Genomic DNA, 20,109 nt, shown 5'->3' with positions numbered 1-20,109 from the left:
GGTTCGCAGGAGACCCCGCAACATGACGGTTACCGCCAACCAGGTTCTGCGCCCCCGTGGTCCGCAGATCGAACGTCTTACCGACAATCGCGCAAAGGTCGTGATCGAGCCCTTGGAGCGCGGTTACGGGCACACGCTGGGCAATGCCCTGCGTCGTGTGCTGTTGTCGTCGATCCCGGGTTTTGCGATCACCGAGGTCGAGATCGACGGCGTGCTGCACGAGTACACCACGGTCGAAGGGCTGCAGGAAGACGTGCTTGACGTCCTGCTCAACCTGAAAGACGTGGCGATTCGTATGCATAGTGGCGACAGCGCGACGCTGTCGTTGTCCAAGCAGGGTCCGGGCACGGTCACTGCGGCCGACATCAGGACCGATCACAACGTCGAGATCATCAACGGCGACCACGTGATCTGCCACCTGACCAAGGACACGGCGCTGAACATGCGCCTGAAGATCGAGCGTGGCTTCGGCTACCAGCCGGCTGCCGCGCGTCGTCGTCCGGACGAAGAGACCCGCACCATCGGTCGTCTGATGCTGGATGCGTCGTTCTCGCCGGTGCGTCGCGTTGCCTACGCCGTGGAAGCTGCGCGCGTTGAACAGCGTACCGACCTCGACAAGCTGGTCATCGATATCGAGACCAACGGCACGATCGATGCCGAGGAAGCCGTGCGCACCGCCGCCGACATCCTCAGCGATCAGCTGTCGGTGTTCGGCGATTTCACCCACCGCGATCGCGGTGCGGCCAAGCCGGCTGCCAGCGGCGTGGATCCGGTGCTGCTGCGCCCGATCGACGACCTCGAGCTGACCGTGCGTTCGGCCAACTGCCTGAAGGCCGAGAGCATCTACTACATCGGTGATCTGATCCAGAAGACCGAAGTGGAGCTGCTCAAGACCCCGAACCTCGGCAAGAAGTCGCTGACCGAAATCAAGGAAGTGCTGGCACAGCGCGGCCTTGCACTGGGCATGAAGCTGGAGAACTGGCCGCCGGCCGGTGTCGCCCAGCACGGCATGCTTGGTTAATGCATCACCGCATGGGCGTCCTCGGGCGCCCATGCTGTTTTTTTACATCGACGGGCCAGAGCCCGCGGTGACATCCGGTCAAAGGACGGCCGGCTCGGACCAACCGCAGTCCATTCAACAGCGCCAGGATGGCGACAACGTTTCTGAAGCAGTCTCAACATTCCTTAGGAAATCACACTCATGCGTCACCAGAAATCCGGTCGTAAATTCAACCGCACCAGCGCGCATCGCGAAGCCATGTTCCGCAATATGGCCGCCTCGCTGTTCAAGCACGAGCTGATCAAGACCACCTTGCCGAAAGCCAAGGAACTGCGTCGCGTGGCCGAGCCGCTGATCACCATCGGCAAGGTCGATGGCGTTGCCAATCGTCGTCTGGCGTTTGCTCGCCTGCGCGACAAGGAAGCGGTGGGCAAGCTGTTCGTCGAACTGGGCCCGCGTTACGCGACCCGTCCCGGCGGCTACCTGCGCATCCTGAAGGCCGGCTTCCGTGCCGGTGACAATGCGCCGATGGCGTATGTCGAGCTGGTCGACCGTCCAGTCGTCGCCGAGGAAGTGGCCGAGTAATCGGTTCGCGCTTGGCAAAGATTCTCGAAAAGCCCGGCTAGCGCCGGGCTTTTTTATTGCCCGTGCCGGACCATGGCGGTCGATCTTGGTATCGGTGTTTCAGCAGCAGCGGCGCGCAGGGCTCACCCATGATCACGCACGACCGCCTCCGGGTGGCGTCGCCCGGTCTACAGCGAGCGCGCACGACAGTTGACACGCATGCTTGTACGGGGCCGGCCGCCATGCAACCTGCCCGATGCAGGCATCCGTGGTCACCGCGGCGGCGATGGCTGATAATCGGGCATTCGATCCTAGGCAAGCGATAGCGATGAATCCATTTCGTTGGGGTTTCCGGGCGCAGTTCTTGCTGGGCTTTCTTGCGTGCGCAGGACTGCTTGCCTATGCGATCTATGTGCAGCTGCATCTCGGACTGGAGCCTTGCCCGCTATGCATCTTCCAGCGGATCGCGTTTGCTGCGCTGGCGGTGCTGTTTCTGCTGGGCGCCTTGCATGGGCCGCGGGCTGCGGGCACGCGCAAGCTCTATGGCGTGCTGAGCTTCATCGCTGCCGGGGTGGGCATGGGCATTGCAGCGCGGCATGTCTGGGTGCAGATCCGTCCCAAGGACATGATGTCTTCCTGCGGGCCGCCGTTGAGCTTCCTGAGCGAGACGATGGGTCCGTTCGAAGTGTTCCGCACCGTGCTGACCGGCACTGGCGACTGCGGCAATATCGATTGGCGCTTTCTGGGCCTGAGCATGCCGATGTGGAGCATGCTGTGGTTCGTGGGCCTGGCGCTGTGGGCGCTGTATGCCGGCTTCAGGCAGCGTGGTCCGCGCAAATTGTTCTGATCGTTTCGTTCCGGCGCTGGCCGGCGCCCGAGATTTCTGGAGTTCACGATGTCCGCTTCCCCTCATTCGTCGGTCAACCAGGCAGACCAGTGGTCGCCGCAGAGCTGGCGGCAGCGTCCGGCGTTGCAGATGCCGGTCTACCCGGACGCCGTTGCGCTGGAACACACGCTGGGCGAGTTGCGGCAGCTGCCGCCGCTGGTGACCTCCTGGGAAATCTTTGCGCTCAAGCGCCAGCTGGCGGAGGCCCAGGAGGGCAAGCGCTTCCTGCTGCAGGGCGGGGACTGCGCCGAGAATTTCAGCGATTGCGAATCGGGCACGATCTCCAATCGCCTCAAGGTGCTGCTGCAAATGAGCCTGGTGCTGGTGCATGGTCTGCACCTGCCGGTGGTTCGGGTAGGGCGCTTTGCCGGGCAGTACGCCAAGCCGCGCTCGGCCGATACCGAGACCCGCGACGGGGTGACCTTGCCCAGCTACCGCGGCGATGTGATCAACGCGCCGGCCTTCACCGAAGCGGCGCGCGTGCCGGATCCGCAGCGCATGATCACCGCGCATTCGCGCTCGGCGATGACGATGAATTTCGTACGCGCTTTGATCGACGGCGGCTTTGCCGACCTGCACCATCCCGAATACTGGAATCTGGACTGGGTGGGGTATTCGCCGCTGGCGGCGGACTACCAGAAGATGGTGGCATCGATCGGCGATGCGGTGCGCTTCATGGAGACCTTGTCCGGCGCGGAGGTCTACAACCTCAACCGCATCGACTTCTACACCTCGCACGAGGCGCTGTTGCTGCCGTACGAGGAAGGCCTGACCCGGCAGGTGCCGCGGCAGTGGGGGTGGTTCAACCTGAGCACGCATTACCCGTGGATCGGCATGCGCACCGCCGCGCTGGATGGCGCGCATGTGGAGTATCTGCGTGGCGTACGTAATCCGATCGCGATCAAGGTGGGGCCGTCGGTGCAGCCGGATCAGCTGTTGCGTCTCATCGACGTGCTCAATCCGGAAGACGAACCCGGCCGCCTGAGCTTCATCCATCGCATGGGCGCGGCGCAGATCGCCGAGAAGTTGCCGCCGCTGCTGGAGGCGGTCAAGCGCGATGGACGTCGGGTGCTGTGGGTGTGCGATGCGATGCACGGCAACACCGAAAGCACCGGAAATGGCTATAAGACACGGCGTTTCGACAATATCCGCAGCGAGGTCGAGTTGTCGTTCGATCTGCATGCGGCCGCCGGGACGCGGCTGGGCGGGGTGCATCTGGAACTGACCGGCGAAGACGTCACCGAGTGCACAGGTGGTGCGCGCGAGCTGACCGAGCGCGATCTGGAGCGGGCCTATCGCTCCAGCGTGGATCCGCGGCTGAACTACGAGCAGTCGCTGGAAATCGCAATGGCGATCGTGCGCAAGCAACAACAGGTGGCGTCGCAGCCGCTGGGCGCGTGATGTCACCGTACGCATGACGTGATGCTCATGCCGCGTGCGGCATGATGCTGCAGCCATCCCTCTTTCCCCCCCACAGGAGGAACGGTTTGACTGCCGATTGGAACGTCATCCGCGAATACGCAATCCCGCTTGGTGCCGCGCTGCTGGCGGGCATCGTCACCTGGTCGTTGATGCTGTGGCTGTTCCGCCGCATGCAGGGCCGCGACTATCGCCGTGCGCGCATCATTCGCGTAATCACGCTGCCGGCAGCCTTCATCCTGCCGCTGCTGTTTCTGGGCATCGCCACCGAAGCGACGCCGCTGGCCGGCAAGGCGCTGGCGGCGGTGCAGCACCTGCTGCATGTCGGCATCGTCGGCTGCGTGACCTGGTTGTTGGTGCGCGCCGTCGCTGCCGGCGAGATGGCGATCCTGCGCAGCAACCCGATCGAGGTGTCCGACAACCTCACCGCTCGGCGCATCCAGACCCAGACACGCGTGCTGAGCCGGGTGGTGATGGGCGCGGTGATCCTGCTCGGCATCTCGGTGGTGCTGCTGACCTTTCCGCAGGTGCGCCAGATCGGCAAGACGCTGCTGGCCTCGGCCGGCATCATCGGCCTGGTGGCCGGTATCGCGGCCAAGCCGGTGTTCGGCAACCTGATCGCCGGCCTGCAGATTGCGCTGACCCAACCGATTCGCCTGGACGATGTGGTGATCGTGGAAGGCGAATGGGGCCGCATCGAGGAGATCGGCAGCTCGTATGTGGTGGTGCGGATCTGGGACGAGCGGCGCATGGTGGTGCCGTTGACCTGGTGGATCGAAAACCCGTTTCAGAACTGGACGCGCAGCAGCGCCGATCTGCTCGGTACCGCATTCCTGTGGCTGGACTACCGCACCCCGATTGCAGCGGTACGCGCGGAACTGGAGCGTATCTGCCATAGCGAGCCGCTGTGGGACGGCCGCGTGTGCGTGACCCAGATTACCGACACCAGCGACAATACCATCCAGGTACGACTGCTGGTGAGCGCACGCAATTCCGGCGATGCCTTCGATTTACGCTGTCTGGTGCGCGAACGCATGATCGATTTCCTGACCCGCGAGCATGCCTATGCATTGCCGAGGATCCGCGCCGAAATCGCTGCGCAGGAAAAAGCGCCATCGCATGCTGCCGAGCCGATCGCACAAGAAAGTGTGCGATCGCCGGGCGCTGAAGACGGCGAACCTGCGACGACGATTTAGCGTGTATCTGCAGCTGGATACAGAGGTTTAATGGATGCGGCTGGGAGTTGTGTGAGCACCAGCCGTCCCGATTCTTGCGCATGCACTGGGTAGCGCAGGCATCAATGGCGCCTGCACTCGCAGCGTGTGTCACCGCCTGCCAGCTGCGCCTTACGGCCACGCGTGGCGCGGTCAATCATGTTTGCGCGGCGCCGACACCGGCATAGAAGGCGCAGTCTGTGAAGGGGGCCGGCCCTGCACGGCCGGCGCGCTTTGCGCATAACCAGGCGTAAAGCGCGCATGGCTGCGTTGCTCGTACGCATACGCCAGCTCGATCAGGCGCGGCTCGCTCCAGGCTGTGCCCATGAACAACAGACCCAATGGCAGGCCCTGGGTCTGTCCCATCGGCACGCTCAGGCTCGGGTAGCCAGCCACCGCTGCGGCGCCATAGCCGGCGCCGGGGAAGGCGTCGCCCTTGCCAAGCGTGGTGACCCACGCCTCGCCGGTGGTGGGCACGATCAAGGCATCCAGGCGATCTGCCTTCAGTGTGGCATCGATGCCTTTCGGGCCGGCCAATCGCTTGGCGCTGGCGCGCGCGCTCACATACCCCGCGTCGTCGAGATCGGGCGCTGCCTGCGCCTGTTCGAAGAGCTCTTGCCCGAAATACGCCATCTCGCGCTGCGCATGTTTGCGGTTGAAGGCGATCACCTGTTCCAGGCTCGCCACCGGCGCGCCGTGGCGTTGCAGGTAAGCATTCAGGCCGGCCTTGAATTCGACCAATAAGACCATCTGCTCGGCAGCATCCCACTTGCCATCCGTGACCAGGGCGGTCTCAACCACGGTGGCGCCCGCAGCACGCAGCGTCTGCACGGCGCGGTCGAGCGTCGCTGCAATGGCCGGGTCCTCGCGTAGCGGGTTGCGCAACAGGCCCAGGCGCGCCCCACGCAAGCCGTCGGGCTTCAGGTGGCCGAGATAGTCCACGCTGGTCGCCGGCGCCTTGGCGGTGGCCGGGTCCTGCGGGTCGGGCGCGGCGATCGCCTGCAGCACGGCGGCCGCATCGGCGACGCTGCGCGTCATCGGGCCGGCGGTGTCCTGGCTGGCCGAGATCGGAATGATGCCGTCGCGGCTGACCAGGCCCACGGTCGGCTTGAGCCCGACCAGGCCGTTGACCGAAGCCGGGCAGGTGATGCTGCCGTCGGTTTCGGTGCCGATGCCGACCGTGGCCAGGCTGGCGGCGATCGCCGCGCCGGTGCCGGCACTGGAGCCGCAGGGATTGCGATCCAGCGCGTACGGATTGCGGGTCAGCCCGCCGCGTGCGCTCCAGCCGGAGCTGGACGTGGTGGAGCGGAAGTTGGCCCACTCGCTCAGGTTGGTCTTGCCCAGGATCACCGCGCCGGCAGCGCGCAGGCGCTGTACCAGAAACGCATCGCGGCCGGGCCTGAAATCGGCCAGCGCCAGCGAGCCGGCGCTGTTGACCATCGGCAGCGCATCGATGTTGTCCTTGAGCAGCACCGGAATGCCATGCAGGGGACCGCGCACATGGCCGGCGCGGCGTTCGGCGTCCAATGCACGTGCGTCGGCTTCGGCTTGCGGGTTGAGTTCGATCACCGAATTGAGGGTGGGCCCGGCGCGATCGATGGTGGCGATACGCTGCAGGTAGGCGCGGGTCAGATCCAGGCTGCTGGTCGTGCCGGACGCCATGCGTGCCTGCAGGCCGACGATGTCGGCGTCGATCAGATCGTCTTGCCTGGCAGTGGCTGCGTTGGCACCGGCCGGGGTCAGGCTTTCGGTATGCGCACAGCCGCACAGCGCAAGCAGCAGCGCGAAGGACAAGGTGGTGGATCGCATTGGCGGTGTTCCCCGGGGCCTGTTCGCAGGCTAACGGCGCTGCGTCGGGGTGACAATGTGTATGACATGCCCGCATATGGGCAGGGTGGGTCAGCGGCGCCGGCGCTTGATCAGATCGCGTGCCAGCACGCCGACCACGATCAGATTGATCGCCAGCACGCCCCAGGCGGTCCAGCCGGGATGGCGGACGATGGCGTAGATATCGAACGGCAGGTAGATGGCCGCCGACAGGCAGCCCAGCAGCGATGCCCAGGCCCTGGCACGCCACAGACCCCAGGCTTCCACCACGTGCAGCAGGCCGTAGGCCAGCATGGCGGCAGCGGCCAGATGCACCGCATCGGGACTGATGGTCTTGAGCAACGACGGCAGTGCGCCGTGGTCGGGATCCAGGTTGAAGCGGCGGATCAGCGTGCTGACCGCGTTCTGCAGCGGGAGCGGGCCCAGAATTTCCAGGCCCGTCGCCGCCAACAGCGCAAGCGTCCCCTTGACCGCCTCTAGCAAGGCGATCATGTGCAGCCCCGGATGCGCACGCGGATCCGGGCTGTAGGGCGTGTTGCTCACGGAGATGGACGTCCCGTGCTTAGCCGGAACGGCCAGCGCGCTTGCGGTCGCTTTCGGTCAGGAACTTCTTGCGCAGGCGGATTTCCTTCGGGGTGACTTCCACCAGCTCGTCGTCCTCGATGAAGTCCAGAGCCTGCTCCAGCGTGTACTTGATCGCCGGAGTCAGCTTGATCGCATCGTCCTTGCCCGAGGCGCGCATGTTGGTCAGCGGCTTGGTCTTGATCGCGTTGACGGTCAGGTCGTTGTCCTTGGAATGGATACCGATCAGCTGACCTTCGTACACGTTGTCGCCTTCGGCAGCGAACAGGCGGCCGCGCTCTTCCAACGGCCCCAGCGCGTAGGCCGGGGTGGCGCCCGCCGCGTTGGCGATCATCACGCCGTTCTGGCGCTTGGCGATTGCGCCCTGTTCCTTCGGACCGTAATGGTCGAACACGTGGAACAGCAGGCCCGAGCCCTGGGTCAGGGTGCGGAACTCGTTCTGGAAGCCGATCAGGCCACGCGCCGGGATCATGTAGTCCAGGCGCACGCGGCCCTTGCCGTCCGGCTCCATGTTCTTCAGCTGGCCCTTGCGGGTGCCCAGCTTTTCCATCACGCCGCCCTGGTGCTGTTCTTCGATATCGACCACCAGCTGTTCGATCGGCTCCATCTGCTTGCCGTCGATTTCCTTGATGATGACTTCCGGACGCGACACGGCCAGCTCGTAGCCTTCACGACGCATGTTCTCGATCAGCACCGACAGGTGCAGTTCGCCACGGCCGGAGACCAGGAACTTGTCGGCGTCGGAGCCTTCCTCGACCTTCAGTGCCACGTTGTGCACCTTCTCGCGGTCCAGGCGGTCGCGCAGCTGGCGGCTGGTCAGGAACTTGCCGCCGGACAGGTCCTTGTTGCCGGCGAACGGCGAGTTGTTGACCTGGAACGTCATCGAGATGGTGGGCTCGTCCACGGTCAGCGCCGGCAGCGCTTCCGGGGCGTCGAGCGCACACACGGTGTCGGAAATGGTCAGCTCGGCCACGCCGGAGATGGCGACGATGTCGCCGGCCTCGGCGGTGTCCTGCTCGATGCGCTCCAGGCCCAGGAAGCCCAGCACCTGCAGCACCTTGCCCTGACGCTTCTTGCCTTCGCGGTCGATCACGCTGACCGGCATGTTCTTCTTCAGCACGCCGCGCTGGATGCGGCCGATGCCGATCACGCCGACGAAGTTGTTGTAGTCCAGCTGGCTGATGCGCATCTGGAACGGGCCGTCCGGATCCACGTCCGGTGCCGAGACGTGCTGCATGATCGCTTCGTACAGCGGGGTCATGTCGCCGTCGCGCACGCTCGAATCCAGGCTGGCGTAGCCGTTCAGGGCGGAGGTGTAGACGATCGGGAAGTCCAGCTGCTCGTCGGTTGCGCCGAGCTTGTCGAACAGGTCGAACACCTGGTCGATCACCCAGTCCGGGCGTGCGCCGGGACGGTCGATCTTGTTGACCACCACGATCGGCTTGAAGCCCATCGCGAACGCCTTCTGGGTGACGAAGCGGGTCTGCGGCATCGGGCCGTCCATCGCGTCGACCAGGATCAGCACCGAGTCCACCATCGACAGCACGCGCTCGACTTCGCCACCGAAGTCGGCGTGTCCCGGGGTGTCGACGATGTTGATGCGGTTGCCGTTCCAGGTGATGGCCGTGTTCTTGGCCAGGATCGTGATGCCACGCTCCTTTTCCTGGTCGTTGCTGTCCATCACGCGCTCAGCCAGCACGGTGCGTTCGGACAGGGTGCCGGACTGCTTCAGCAGGCAGTCGACGAGGGTGGTCTTGCCATGGTCAACGTGCGCGACGATGGCGATATTGCGGAGTTTTTCGATAGACATGCGGAAAGGGCCCCTGTCTGGCGCCAGTCTTGAGATGAGGTAAGCCCGACATTATAGCGGTTTCGTCGCCGTGCCGTTGCGTTCGGCCGCCAAGTGGGCCAAGACGCCCATTCATCTTGCCGGGATACCCCCGACGATGGTCCAACCTGCACGGTCGCCTGCACGCCCGGGTGTATCCTAATGGGCTGTCATACACCCTGAAACCTGCAAGGATTTCCATGTCCCTGATTGCCCATTTCGACACCACCCGCGGCCCGATCGCGGTCGAGCTGTTCGCCGACAAGGCCCCGCTGACCGTCGCCAACTTCGTCAACCTGGTCCAGCGCGGCTTCTACGACGGCCTGAGCTTCCACCGCGTCATCGCCGACTTCATGATCCAGGGCGGCTGCCCGGAAGGCTCCGGCCGCGGCGGCCCGGGCTACCGTTTCGAGGATGAAGCCAACAACGGCGTCGGTCACGAGCGCGGCGTGCTGTCCATGGCCAATGCCGGCCCCAACACCAACGGCAGCCAGTTCTTCATCACCCACACCGCCACCCCGTGGCTGGACGGCAAGCACACCGTGTTCGGCAAGGTCACCCAGGGCCTGGACGTGGTCGATGCCGTCGCCCAGGGCGATGTGATCAACAAGGTGACGATCGAAGGCGATACCGATGCCGTGCTGGCTGCCAAGGCCGACCGCGTCGCGGAGTGGAACAAGATCCTCGCCGCCTGATGTCTTTCCCCGAACGGCCGCCTTGCGCGGCCGTTCGTCTGTCACTGCGCGCCGCCAGGCCCTGCGCCACGCCAGCGTGCACCTTCACCCATGTTTTTTAGCAGAGGAAACTCCCCATGAAAGCACCTGTTCGTGTTGCCGTGACCGGCGCTGCCGGCCAGATCGGCTATGCCCTGCTGTTCCGCATCGCCTCCGGCGAAATGCTGGGCAAGGACCAGCCGGTGATCCTGCAATTGCTGGAACTGTCCAATGAAAAGGCCCAGGCCGCGCTCAAGGGCGTGATCATGGAGCTGGAAGACTGCGCATTCCCGCTGCTGGCCGGCGTGGTCGGCACCGACGACGCCGAAGTGGCGTTCAAGGACATCGACGTCGCCCTGCTGGTCGGTGCGCGTCCGCGCGGCCCGGGCATGGAGCGCAAGGACCTGCTGCTGGAAAACGCTAAGATCTTCACCGCGCAGGGCGCGGCGTTGAACAAGGTGGCCAAGCGTGACGTCAAGGTGCTGGTGGTCGGCAACCCGGCCAACACCAATGCCTACATCGCGATGAAGTCGGCGCCGGATCTGAATCCGAAGAATTTCACCGCCATGCTGCGTCTGGATCACAACCGTGCGCTCAGCCAGCTGTCGCAGAAGCTCGGCAAGCCGGTCGGCGGCATCGAGAAGCTGGTGGTCTGGGGCAACCACAGCCCGACCATGTACCCGGACTACCGTTTCGCCACCGCCGATGGCGCATCCATCGGCGATGCGATCAACGACCAGGAATGGAACGCGTCCACCTTCATCCCGACCGTGGGCAAGCGCGGCGCGGCGATCATCGAAGCGCGCGGCCTGTCCTCGGCTGCGTCGGCCGCCAATGCCGCCATTGATCACGTGCGTGACTGGGTGCTGGGCAGCAACGGCAAGTGGGTGACGATGGGCGTGCCGTCCGACGGCTCCTACGGCATTCCGGAAGGGGTGATCTTCGGCTTCCCGGTGACCACCGCCAACGGCGAGTACACCCTGGTCAAGGATCTGCCGATCGACGACTTCAGCCAGAAGTACATCGACAAGACCCTGGCCGAGCTGGAAGAAGAGCGCAGCGGCGTGTCGCATCTGCTGGGCTGAGTGTCTCGCCTCGCTGCTGTAATGAAAACGCCGGGCAATGCCCGGCGTTTTTTATGTGGCGCTCATGCGATGCGGTGCGGGACGCGTGGCCGCTGCACCGATCACTTCGTGCGCTGCTCTCGGCTCAGGCCAGGCCTTCGGCCTGCAATGCGGCCTGCACATCCGCATCGTCCAGCATGCGCTGCACGAACGCATGCACTGCGCTCAGGCCGCCCAGGTCCACGCCCACCTTCTGCGCCCATCGCAGCGTCACGAACAGATACGCATCGGCGTTGGTGTGGGTGTCGCTTGCCAGCCAGTCGCGTCGCCGCAGATGCGTGTCGATACGTTCGCACAAGCTGCGCAGCCTGCCTGTTGCGTGCGTCGTCATGGGCGCGCGCGATCAGCGCGTCGTCCTGACGACAACGCGTGAGTGCGTGGCCAGCGTCAGGATGCGGTGCGCGGACGCAGCTTCTGTACGCGATAGAACGTGTGGTCGCCGATGGTGGCCACCTGGTACGCGTTGCGCCAGCTCGGGCTTGCGATCGCGCTTGCGGCGAAGTGACTGGCGCCCGGCACGATTTCCTTGCGTTGACCCACCGGCAGTGCCCAGTTGCGCTCTGCAGCCAGTGCCACATCCAGTGCCTTGTTCCAGGCATCGTCATTTTTCAGCTGCGTTCCCGGAGCCACGATGGTGGGCGCGAACTGCTTGCGTGCAGTGACCACCTGACACATCGAGTCGCCCCACAAGCCGCTGTCCAGCCGACGCAAGGCAACTTCGGCGACGGCTTGCTGGCCGCGCAAGGTCTGGTCACGCGCTTCCAGGTAGACGGTGGTGCTCAAGCACAACGAATCTGCAGCCGGCTGCGGCAACAACTGCGACAGCCAAAGTATCCACACCAGTTTCATATAACTCCTTGCTCCGTATGGGCCGATCCGCAGAGCATCCAAGGTGGATGCACCAGTACAGAGGGCTTGGCGTCATGGGGAGGCGACCTGCTACGGGTCGCCCGGTCTCCGGCGAAAGAAGATCTACCGGAGGTGCCCGCCAAATGCGGCGGGTCAAAAAGTTGGCGCAAGGTAGGCGTCGATCACAGAATCGCGGCTGAATAGGCGGGGTTGACGCGGGTGATCGCTTGCTGCATCTATCGCTTCGCTCGACGACACGCTGCGCTGCATTCGTTGCGTGCGTCGCATCGCGCTGGCGACAGCAGATGCTGTGATGGATCTCGACGCGCTGCGCCCGCGATGTTGCGCGTCTGCGCAGATGCTCAAGCTACGCGACGCGTTGCCAATGGACTACGCACGCAGCGCCATTGCAGTCTGTAGTACACATCATCGTCACTGATGGGTGTGCTGGGGCACTGAGGTTTCCGCCGCCGCAGCGACATGTCCGGATGCGAACGCAGGGTGCAGGAATAACCTGTGTGCGTGATGTGTGCCGCTGCCGGGATCGTGCTGCGAACGCCTGCCCGTGCAGCGTAGAACGCGGCGGTGTCATCGCCACAGGAGGCGGTCGCGTTGCGCGATGCGCGTCGATGCTGACGAGGGGACACAAGGCGCTACGACGTTATTGCCCGTGCATCCCATCACCACATCGCGCGCCAAGCTTGCATGCATCCTGCACAAATGCGTCAGCGGCTTTTTATATAAGTGGTGGCGGCTGCACGGCGTTATGCAGCCGGGATCGTCGATGTCATCGATCACGATTCCTTCGACTGTATCTGTAGCGCCTCTGCATGGGTCATGCCGCAATCGCATTGCAGGCTGGTTGCCGCTTTTACTTGATTCGCGTGCACATGTTCAAGCGTACAGGCGTGTTGCCTCACGCACATCGAGTTCGACGCGGTGCGAAATAATTTCACGCAGACACGCAGACACGCAGACACGCAGACATGCAGACATGCGCGGCGATCGCCGAAGACCGCGATTGCAGCCAGCGCAGAACCTCATGCACGCCCTGAAAGGAATCGTCGTGGCCCGATCGAGATTGTCAGATCTGATTTGACGGCATTGCTGCTGCAACGGGCCTGCGTTTTTCAGGCAGTGCAAATGCACTGCCGATCCAGGCGATCAGCACGCACAACACGCCGCAGAGCATCGGCCCCAAGGCCATCGCCCACGCCAGATGCGTATCGTTTCCCGTGTGATAGCCGGATGCGCTCAGCAGCAGTCCGATCGCGCCACTGCCGGCTGCTAGCGCGAGTTGGGCGGTCGCGGTGAGTGCGGCACTTTCGCGCGCCTGCTGTGCGGGGCCATGGCGCGAAGCAAGTTCTGCATGGCGTGCCCACACCCATTGCCCGGCACTACCGGCCGCCAACCCAATGCCGAAGGCCAGGCTGGCATCCAGCAGGTAATGTCGAGACGTGGCGATGGCGAAGATCAATCCCAGGCCGCACAATGCGGCTCCACTCAGTCCCAATCGACGCATCGCCACGGTCGGCCAACGCGCTGCCAGGGGCTGTATGCAGATGCTGCCCACCGCGTATGCAATCAATACCGCGCTGCCCCATCCAGCCGAGCCGAGCCGCGACTGCGCCAGATACGGCGCCAATTTGGTGAACGTCGGCAACGCCAAGGCCAATGCGGCGATGACCGCCAAGGGCAGCAACTGATCGCGTCGCCACGCCTGCGCAGCGAGCGGCGATGGCGTGGCGGCAGCGGTATGCGCGTAAACCTGCAGTGCGTTGCGTAACCACCATGACGACAACAGGGCGATGCTGCTGATCAGCGCGACCACCACCAACGCGGTCGATGCGGCGGCAGGCGTGCCGGCCTTCAGGACCAGGCCGATCGCGGCGCTGACCAAGAGCGCGGCCAGCCCGCTACCGATCAGACGCAGCGCACTGACGCCGCGTGCGCCACGCCAGGGCCAGTGGCCCAATCCCAGCAAGGTGTTCTGTGCGACGTCACCGACCGCATAGGCCGCACGGAAGGGCAGGCTGAGCAGCAACACGCTGGTCAGGCGGACATCGGCGGGAAGTGATGGCGTCACGAACAGCAGCGCCAGGGCGACCGCTGCCAATGCGATGCCGCGCCATTGCGAGCGCCCGGCCCAGGCCAGGCTGACGCCGGCGCTCCAGCGTCGCGCTGCAAGCATGCCCATCACCGCACTGACCACCAACCCGCCGGCAACCGACGCGCCAGCCGCCGCCGCGCTCAATCCGACGTATTCGGTCAACGCAAAGATCAGCAGCAACTCGCCGGTGTACCACAGCAGGCTTTTGCCGAAATGGGCCGCAACATAGGCCCGTAGCGCTGCCGGCGGCAGGATCGGAGGCGGCGATGCAATCGGCGTCGAGGTCATGTGCGATTTATAGCCGAGCTGCGCGACAGGAAAAAGAAGGGGCCGCGCCGCATCGATCAGCAGCGTTTGCATGGCGGGGGGCGTGATCGATGGGCAGTGTTGGGATCCGCACCGATCCGGCACATCGGACGCCGGTGTGGACGCCCGTGCCGGCATCGGAGGGGCGGACCGGTCATCGCTTCATCGCCGCCACCATCCGGGTTACCGTCGCGTTGCGCCAGTCCCGCCCGCACGTCGCTCGCGCAGAGCGTCGTGCGGGCGTCGCGCTCAGGCTGCTGTGACGTTCAACGCTTTGCGGCAATGCGCGCTACAGCCTCGCCGCCAAGCGGCAGGCCTGATCGATCGCACGCTTGGCATCCAGTTCGGCGGCGACATCCGCACCGCCGATCAGATGCGGTTGCTGGCCGTTGGCCTGCAGCGCGGCCAGCAGGTCGCGGCGCGGTTCCTGCCCGGCGCAGATCACCACCGTGCCGACATCGAGCAATTGCTCGGCGCCTTCCACGCGGATTCGCAGCCCGGCGTCTTCCACGCCCAGATATTCCACGCCGCCCAGCATCTTGACGCCCTTGGCCTTGAGCGTGGCGCGGTGGATCCAGCCGGTGGTCTTGCCCAGGCGCGCGCCGGGGCTGCCGGCGCTGCGCTGTAGCAGCCAGACCTGGCGGGCAGGGCGCTCGGGCTGTGGCTTGGCCAATGCGCCAGCGGTCTCGAAGCTGGGGTCCACCCCCCATTCGGCCATCCAGCGTGCAGGGTCCAGCGACGGCGATGGCCCTGTATGCACGAGAAATTCGCCGACATCGAAGCCAATCCCGCCGGCGCCGATGATCGCGACCTTGTCGGCAGCGACATGGCGGCCCAGCACCACGTCCAGATAGCTCACGACCATCGGGTGGTCGGCGCCGGGGAAGTCCACCTTGCGCGGCTCGATGCCGGTGGCCAGCACGATCTCGTCGAAGTCTTTCAGATCTGCCGCGTCTACATGGGTACTCAGGCGCAGCTGCACCCCGGTCGCGTCGATGCGGTGGCGGAAGTAGCGCAGCGTCTCGTTGAATTCTTCCTTGCCCGGGATGCGCCTGGCGACATTGAATTGCCCGCCGATCGCATCGCCTGCATCGAACAAGGTGACATGGTGACCGCGCTCGGCGGCTACCGTCGCGCAGGCCAGGCCGGCCGGGCCGGCACCGACCACCGCAATGCGCCTGGGATTGGGGGTCGGTGCGTAGATCAGTTCGGTTTCGTGCGCTGCGCGTGGGTTGACCAGGCAGCTCGCCAGCTTGTTGTCGAACACGTGATCCAGGCAGGCCTGATTGCAGGCGATGCAGGTATTGATGGCGTGCGACTGGCCGGCGCGGGCCTTGTTGGCCCATTGCGGGTCGGCCAGCAGCGGGCGCGCCAGCGACACCATGTCGGCCGCGCCGTCGGCCAGGATGCGCTCGGCCACGTCGGGCATGTTGATGCGGTTGGTCGCCACCACCGGAATGCGCAGGTGCGGCTTGAGCTTGGCGGTTACACCGGCGAATGCCGCGCGCGGTACCGAGGTGGCGATGGTCGGGATGCGTGCCTCGTGCCAGCCGATGCCGGAATTGATGATGGTCGCGCCGGCCGCCTCGATCGCCTGCGCCTGCGTCAGGATGTCCTGCCACTGGTTGCCGCCTTCGACCAGGTCCACCAGCGACAGCCGGTAGATGATGATGAAGTCCGGCCCGCAGGCCTCGCGGATGCGTCGCACGATCTCCACCGCAAAGCGCATGCGCCTGGCCGCATCGCCACCCCAGGCATCGCTGCGCCGGTTGGTGCGCGCAGCGGTGAATTCGTTGATCAGATAGCCTTCCGACCCCATTACCTCCACACCGTCGTAGCCGGCCTCGCGCGCCAGCCGCGCCGCACGCGCGTAGGCGGCGATCTGACGATCCACCGCACGTGCCGATAGCGCGCGCGGGGTGAACGGGTTGATCGGCGCCTTGAGTCTGGACGGTGCCACTGACAGCGGGTGATAGGCGTAGCGCCCGGCATGCAGCAGCTGCAGGCAGATCTTGGCGCCGTGCGCATGCACCGCCTGGGTGACCTGACGATGCGGGCGCACCTCCCACGGCCATGACAGCTTGCCGCCGAACGGCTTGAGCCAGCCCACCACGTTCGGCGAAAAGCCGCCGGTGACGATCAAGCCGACCCCGCCGGCAGCGCGCTCGGCGAAATACGCGGCCAGTTTGGGGAAATCGCGCGCCCGGTCTTCCAGACCGGTGTGCATCGAGCCCATCAGGACGCGGTTGCGCAGTTGCGTGAAGCCCAGATCGAGCGGTGCGAACAGGTGCGGGTAGGACGAGACGGACGGGCCGGTGGCGCGCGACATGGTGTGGATACGCTGGCGTACGGAGTGCGCACGATGCAGGCAAACGGGCCTGGCGGCAAGTCTTGACCGGCGCGGCAGCCGGACTCAAGCGCTAAAGCCGATCACCAGCCCGCCAGCACCAGCTTGCCGATCGTGCTGCCGCTTTCCAGCCGTCGGTGCGCCTCGCGCAATTGCTGCGCATTGATCGGCGACAGCGTTTCGGTATGGGTGGTGCGCAATTCGCCCGCATCAATCAAGCTGGCGGCACGGTTGAGGATGCGGTGTTGCTCGACCATGTCCTCGGTTGCGTAGCGGGCACGGGTGAACATCAGCTCCCAGTGGATGCCGATGCACTTGGCTTTGTAGGGATCGCCGATCGACAGCGGGCCGCGCGGCTCCACGATCAAGCCCACATGCCCCTGCGGTGCCAGGATCTCGCCCAGCTGCTCCCAGTAGCGGTCGGTGTCGGCCAGGTTGAGTGCGGCGTCCACGCTCTGCATGCCCAGGGCCTGCAACTGCGGCTGCAGTGGCTGGTGATGGTCGATCACATGCTGGGCGCCCATCTGTCGCACCCATTCGATGGTTTCCGGCCGAGAGGCGGTGGCGATCACGCTGAAACCGGCATGCCGCGCCAACTGGATCGCGATCGAGCCCACGCCGCCCGCGCCGCCGATGATCAATACGTGCTTGCCGCGATTGCGCGCGCCGTCGAAAGAAAACGGCATGCGCTGGAACAGCAGCTCCCAGGCGGTCAACGTGGTCAGCGGCAGGGCCGCGGCCTGGGCGAAGCTGAGCGAGGTGGGCTTGCAGCCGGCGATGCGCGCATCGACCAATTGGTATTGCGCGTTGCTGCCCGGGCGGCCGATGTCGCCCGCGTAATACACCTCGTCGCCGACTGCGAACGCGGTGACCTCGGGGCCTACCGCTTCGACGACGCCAGCCGCGTCGTAGCCCAGGATCTTCGGCGCATCCAGCGTCTGTGGCTTGGGTGCACGCACCTTGGTGTCGACCGGATTGACCGAGATCGCCTCGACGCGCACCAATAAGTCATACCCCGACGGGGCCGACGGGGCCGACGGGGCCGGAAGTTCCATGTCAAGCAGTGCGGCGGGATCGTCGATCGGAAGATGACGGGTGATGACGACAGCTTTCATCGGGGCGCTCCATGTGGGGAGTTCAGGGTGCGTTGTGAAGCCGTCGCGCCGCAACCACCGACCCCACAATTCAGCTCGGACGGGGCCTGGCGTTCACCAATGTGGTTTTCGCATCACTGCGCAACCGGCCGGCCGGCTCGGTCCGCCCACGTATTCAACTGGCTTAATTGGGCTGCGGTTCATGCAGGTCAGATGTGCAAACTGAGTGCGCGGTCCTTCCCTTCATGAAACTGTATACGTAGTATTGGAAGGGATCGCCGGCCCTGGTGATTGCTTTCACATGTTATATGACCGTTAACGCGATCTTCACTGAAGCCGGCTTAATCTGCGCCCCGATGGCTCTGGATGTGACGAGCATCTTTACCAAGAACAACGCCTCTATCGGTTTTATCTCCCAAAGAAGGAGCTGTATACACATGAACAAGAAAATTCTCACTGCCGCGTTGCTCGGCGGTCTGGCGGTTGCCCAGGCTGCTTCCGCGCAGGAGTTCGATGACCGTTGGTACCTGACCGGTAGCGCTGGCTTCAACTTCCAGGACAGCGATCGTCTGACCAATGATGCCCCGTTCGTCACCCTGGGTCTGGGCAAGTTCGTCAGCCCGAACTGGTCGATCGACGGCGAGCTGAATTATCAGAACCCGAACTTCGATGCCAACCAGGATCAGAACTGGAGCCAGTACGGCATCTCGTTCGACCTGCGTCGCCACTTCATCCAGGAAGGCCGCGGCTGGAACCCCTACCTGCTGTTCGGTCTGGGCTACCAGCGTTCGGAAGAAGAATTCGACGCGACCCCGAACCCGGTTTCGCCGGGCCAGCAGAAGGACGGCAACTTTGCCGCCAAGGCTGGTGTCGGTCTGCAGACCACCTTCGACAAGCGCGTCGCCGTGCGTGCCGAGTTGGCCTACCGCGCTGACTTCAACGACCAGAGCGTTGCCGCTCCGCAGGAAGACTGGTTCGGCGACGTGCTGGCTTCGGTCGGCGTCGTGATCCCGTTGGGACCGGCTCCGTCGACCGCTCCGCCGCCGGCTCCGGCTCCGGTTCCTCCGAGCTGCGCAGACCTGGATGACGACGGTGACGGCGTCAACAACTGCGACGACAAGTGCCCGGCTTCGCAGCCTGGCCAGACCATCGGTCCGGACGGTTGCCCGGTGCCTGTGTCGATCGATCTGAAGGGCGTGAACTTCGACTTCAACAAGTCGACCCTGCGTCCGGACGCCGTCTCGATCCTGAGCGAAGCGACCGAGATCCTGAAGCGTTACCCCGACCTGAAGGTCGAGGTTGCTGGTCACACCGACTCGAAGGGTACCGACGAGTACAACCAGAAGCTGTCCGAGCGTCGTGCGACCACCGTGTACGACTACCTGACCAAGAACGGCGTCGATGCGTCGCGTCTGGTCGGCCCGATCGGCTACGGCGAGAGCCGTCCGATTGCTCCGAACGCCAACCCGGATGGTTCCGACAATCCGGAAGGCCGTGCGAAGAACCGTCGTACCGAGCTGAACGTCCAGAACTAATTGGACCGCTAGCTGTTGCATACAAAACCCGGCCTTGCGCCGGGTTTTGTCTTTGTGGGGCCGCAAAACCTACCGTTGGGTGATGCAAATCCTGTCTGCGTTGCCATCCAGGCACGCTTCCGGTTGAAACGGCGTTCATCGCTGCCTACACTCGCCGCGTCGACACCACACTCATAATTGGAAGAACCCGATGCTGCGTACCGCTACGGCTGGATTGCTCTGTCTTGCCTTGATTCCCGCCGCCTACGCCGCTCCGAACTGCGCCGGCAGCACGGTGTCCCAGCCGCTGCCGTTGCCCGCTACCGTCATCGCGCCGGCGGCCGCCGAGTTCTACACCCGTAGCGTGCAGCTGGGCATGCCCACCGGCGTGCTGGCACAGCCTTACACCACCGAGCAGTCGGTGGACCGCGTGCTGCTGCGTCTGCGCGTGGAAGGCTGCCAGGATCTGGCCAAGGTCATTCCGCCCGGCGGCACCGTCAATCCGAACGATCCGGCCGCCTACAAGGCCACCACCGCGTTCGACAACACGCCGTGGCGCTTTGACATGAGCCAGAACGGCAAGCGCATGACCGCCGAAGAATTCGATGCCTGGATGAAGGCGCGCGGCGTGCGTGTGGTCAAGGCACGCCCGGTGGCTGCGCCGGCTCCGGCTGCTGCCGCAACCGCAACGCCTGCGGCCGACGCCAAGTCGGTCGAAAACAAGTAAGCAAC

Annotated in this window: 16 protein-coding genes and 1 pseudogene; 9 read left to right on the top strand and 8 right to left on the bottom strand. The window is 64.8% G+C overall.

The features are described from left to right. The first annotated feature begins 22 nt into the window (after positions 1-22). The 5 genes from XarbCFBP7408_RS00440 to XarbCFBP7408_RS00420 all read left to right on the top strand — a co-directional run bounded on the left by XarbCFBP7408_RS00440 (position 23) and on the right by XarbCFBP7408_RS00420 (position 5,065). Entirely contained in the window at positions 23-1,021 is a 999-nt protein-coding gene (locus XarbCFBP7408_RS00440) for a DNA-directed RNA polymerase subunit alpha (protein ID WP_002811635.1), read from the top strand. Positions 1,022-1,201: 180 nt separating this feature from the next. After that, positions 1,202-1,585, top strand: a complete 384-nt coding sequence (rplQ, locus tag XarbCFBP7408_RS00435) for a 50S ribosomal protein L17 (protein ID WP_003486665.1) — start codon at positions 1,202-1,204, stop codon at positions 1,583-1,585. Between the two features lie 307 nt (positions 1,586-1,892). Then, positions 1,893-2,411 carry a disulfide bond formation protein B gene (locus XarbCFBP7408_RS00430; RefSeq protein WP_039513404.1) on the top strand — a complete coding sequence of 173 codons (519 nt, stop codon included), beginning with the start codon at positions 1,893-1,895 and terminating at the stop codon, positions 2,409-2,411. Between the two features lie 48 nt (positions 2,412-2,459). Continuing rightward, positions 2,460-3,851: a class II 3-deoxy-7-phosphoheptulonate synthase gene (locus tag XarbCFBP7408_RS00425; RefSeq protein ID WP_039530484.1), complete on the top strand. Its 1,392-nt coding sequence runs from the start codon at positions 2,460-2,462 to the stop codon at positions 3,849-3,851. Positions 3,852-3,937: 86 nt separating this feature from the next. Next, a complete protein-coding gene (locus XarbCFBP7408_RS00420) occupies positions 3,938-5,065 on the top strand; it encodes a mechanosensitive ion channel family protein (protein WP_104560418.1) in 1,128 nt (375 codons plus the stop codon). 171 nt (positions 5,066-5,236) lie between these two features. Here XarbCFBP7408_RS00420 and XarbCFBP7408_RS00415 read toward each other — a convergent pair whose 3' ends face one another. The 3 genes from XarbCFBP7408_RS00415 to typA form a co-directional block, all read right to left on the bottom strand. Beyond that, positions 5,237-6,877, bottom strand: a complete 1,641-nt coding sequence (locus XarbCFBP7408_RS00415) for an amidase (RefSeq protein ID WP_258071970.1) — start codon at positions 6,875-6,877, stop codon at positions 5,237-5,239. A 105-nt stretch (positions 6,878-6,982) separates the two neighbouring features. After that, the gene (locus tag XarbCFBP7408_RS00410; protein WP_181106502.1) at positions 6,983-7,402 is read right to left on the bottom strand and encodes a DUF2127 domain-containing protein; all 420 of its coding nucleotides are present in this window, start codon (positions 7,400-7,402) and stop codon (positions 6,983-6,985) included. A 70-nt stretch (positions 7,403-7,472) separates the two neighbouring features. Continuing rightward, on the bottom strand, positions 7,473-9,302 hold the full coding sequence (typA, locus tag XarbCFBP7408_RS00405; protein ID WP_104560414.1) for a translational GTPase TypA: 1,830 nt from the start codon (positions 9,300-9,302) through the stop codon (positions 7,473-7,475). A gap of 218 nt (positions 9,303-9,520) precedes the next feature. Here typA and XarbCFBP7408_RS00400 point away from each other — a divergent pair, with 218 nt between their 5' ends. Then, positions 9,521-10,015, top strand: coding sequence for a peptidylprolyl isomerase (locus XarbCFBP7408_RS00400; protein ID WP_102252625.1), 495 nt, complete (start codon positions 9,521-9,523; stop codon positions 10,013-10,015). Between the two features lie 116 nt (positions 10,016-10,131). Beyond that, positions 10,132-11,118 carry a malate dehydrogenase gene (locus XarbCFBP7408_RS00395; RefSeq protein ID WP_024938556.1) on the top strand — a complete coding sequence of 329 codons (987 nt, stop codon included), beginning with the start codon at positions 10,132-10,134 and terminating at the stop codon, positions 11,116-11,118. Positions 11,119-11,242: 124 nt separating this feature from the next. On the opposite strand, the pseudogene XarbCFBP7408_RS00390 reads toward XarbCFBP7408_RS00395, so the two are convergent. From XarbCFBP7408_RS00390 to XarbCFBP7408_RS00370, 5 genes and pseudogenes are all read right to left on the bottom strand, one after another. Then, a pseudogene (locus tag XarbCFBP7408_RS00390) lies at positions 11,243-11,516 on the bottom strand (glutathione binding-like protein); the annotation flags it as partial. A 28-nt stretch (positions 11,517-11,544) separates the two neighbouring features. Beyond that, complete coding sequence (locus XarbCFBP7408_RS00385; protein ID WP_016905076.1) at positions 11,545-12,006, bottom strand: cell wall hydrolase; 462 nt, start codon at positions 12,004-12,006, stop codon at positions 11,545-11,547. A gap of 1,084 nt (positions 12,007-13,090) precedes the next feature. After that, positions 13,091-14,404, bottom strand: coding sequence for a hypothetical protein (locus XarbCFBP7408_RS00380; RefSeq protein WP_104560770.1), 1,314 nt, complete (start codon positions 14,402-14,404; stop codon positions 13,091-13,093). Between the two features lie 307 nt (positions 14,405-14,711). Beyond that, positions 14,712-16,751, bottom strand: coding sequence for an NADPH-dependent 2,4-dienoyl-CoA reductase (locus XarbCFBP7408_RS00375; protein WP_104560412.1), 2,040 nt, complete (start codon positions 16,749-16,751; stop codon positions 14,712-14,714). Positions 16,752-16,852: 101 nt separating this feature from the next. Next, a complete protein-coding gene (locus XarbCFBP7408_RS00370; RefSeq protein WP_104560410.1) occupies positions 16,853-17,884 on the bottom strand; it encodes a zinc-binding alcohol dehydrogenase family protein in 1,032 nt (343 codons plus the stop codon). Positions 17,885-18,300: 416 nt separating this feature from the next. Between XarbCFBP7408_RS00370 and XarbCFBP7408_RS00360 the strand changes: the two genes are divergently transcribed. Both XarbCFBP7408_RS00360 and XarbCFBP7408_RS00355 read left to right on the top strand, forming a co-directional pair. Continuing rightward, positions 18,301-19,398 carry an OmpA family protein gene (locus XarbCFBP7408_RS00360; RefSeq protein WP_104560408.1) on the top strand — a complete coding sequence of 366 codons (1,098 nt, stop codon included), beginning with the start codon at positions 18,301-18,303 and terminating at the stop codon, positions 19,396-19,398. A gap of 190 nt (positions 19,399-19,588) precedes the next feature. Further along, positions 19,589-20,104 (top strand): hypothetical protein, encoded by a 516-nt coding sequence (locus tag XarbCFBP7408_RS00355; protein WP_024938551.1) that lies wholly within the window; start codon positions 19,589-19,591, stop codon positions 20,102-20,104. Positions 20,105-20,109 lie beyond the last annotated feature (5 nt).

This window comes from Xanthomonas arboricola pv. guizotiae, assembly GCF_002940205.1.
GTDB lineage: Bacteria > Pseudomonadota > Gammaproteobacteria > Xanthomonadales > Xanthomonadaceae > Xanthomonas > Xanthomonas arboricola_C.
This window is presented reverse-complemented; position numbering and strand designations above follow the sequence as displayed.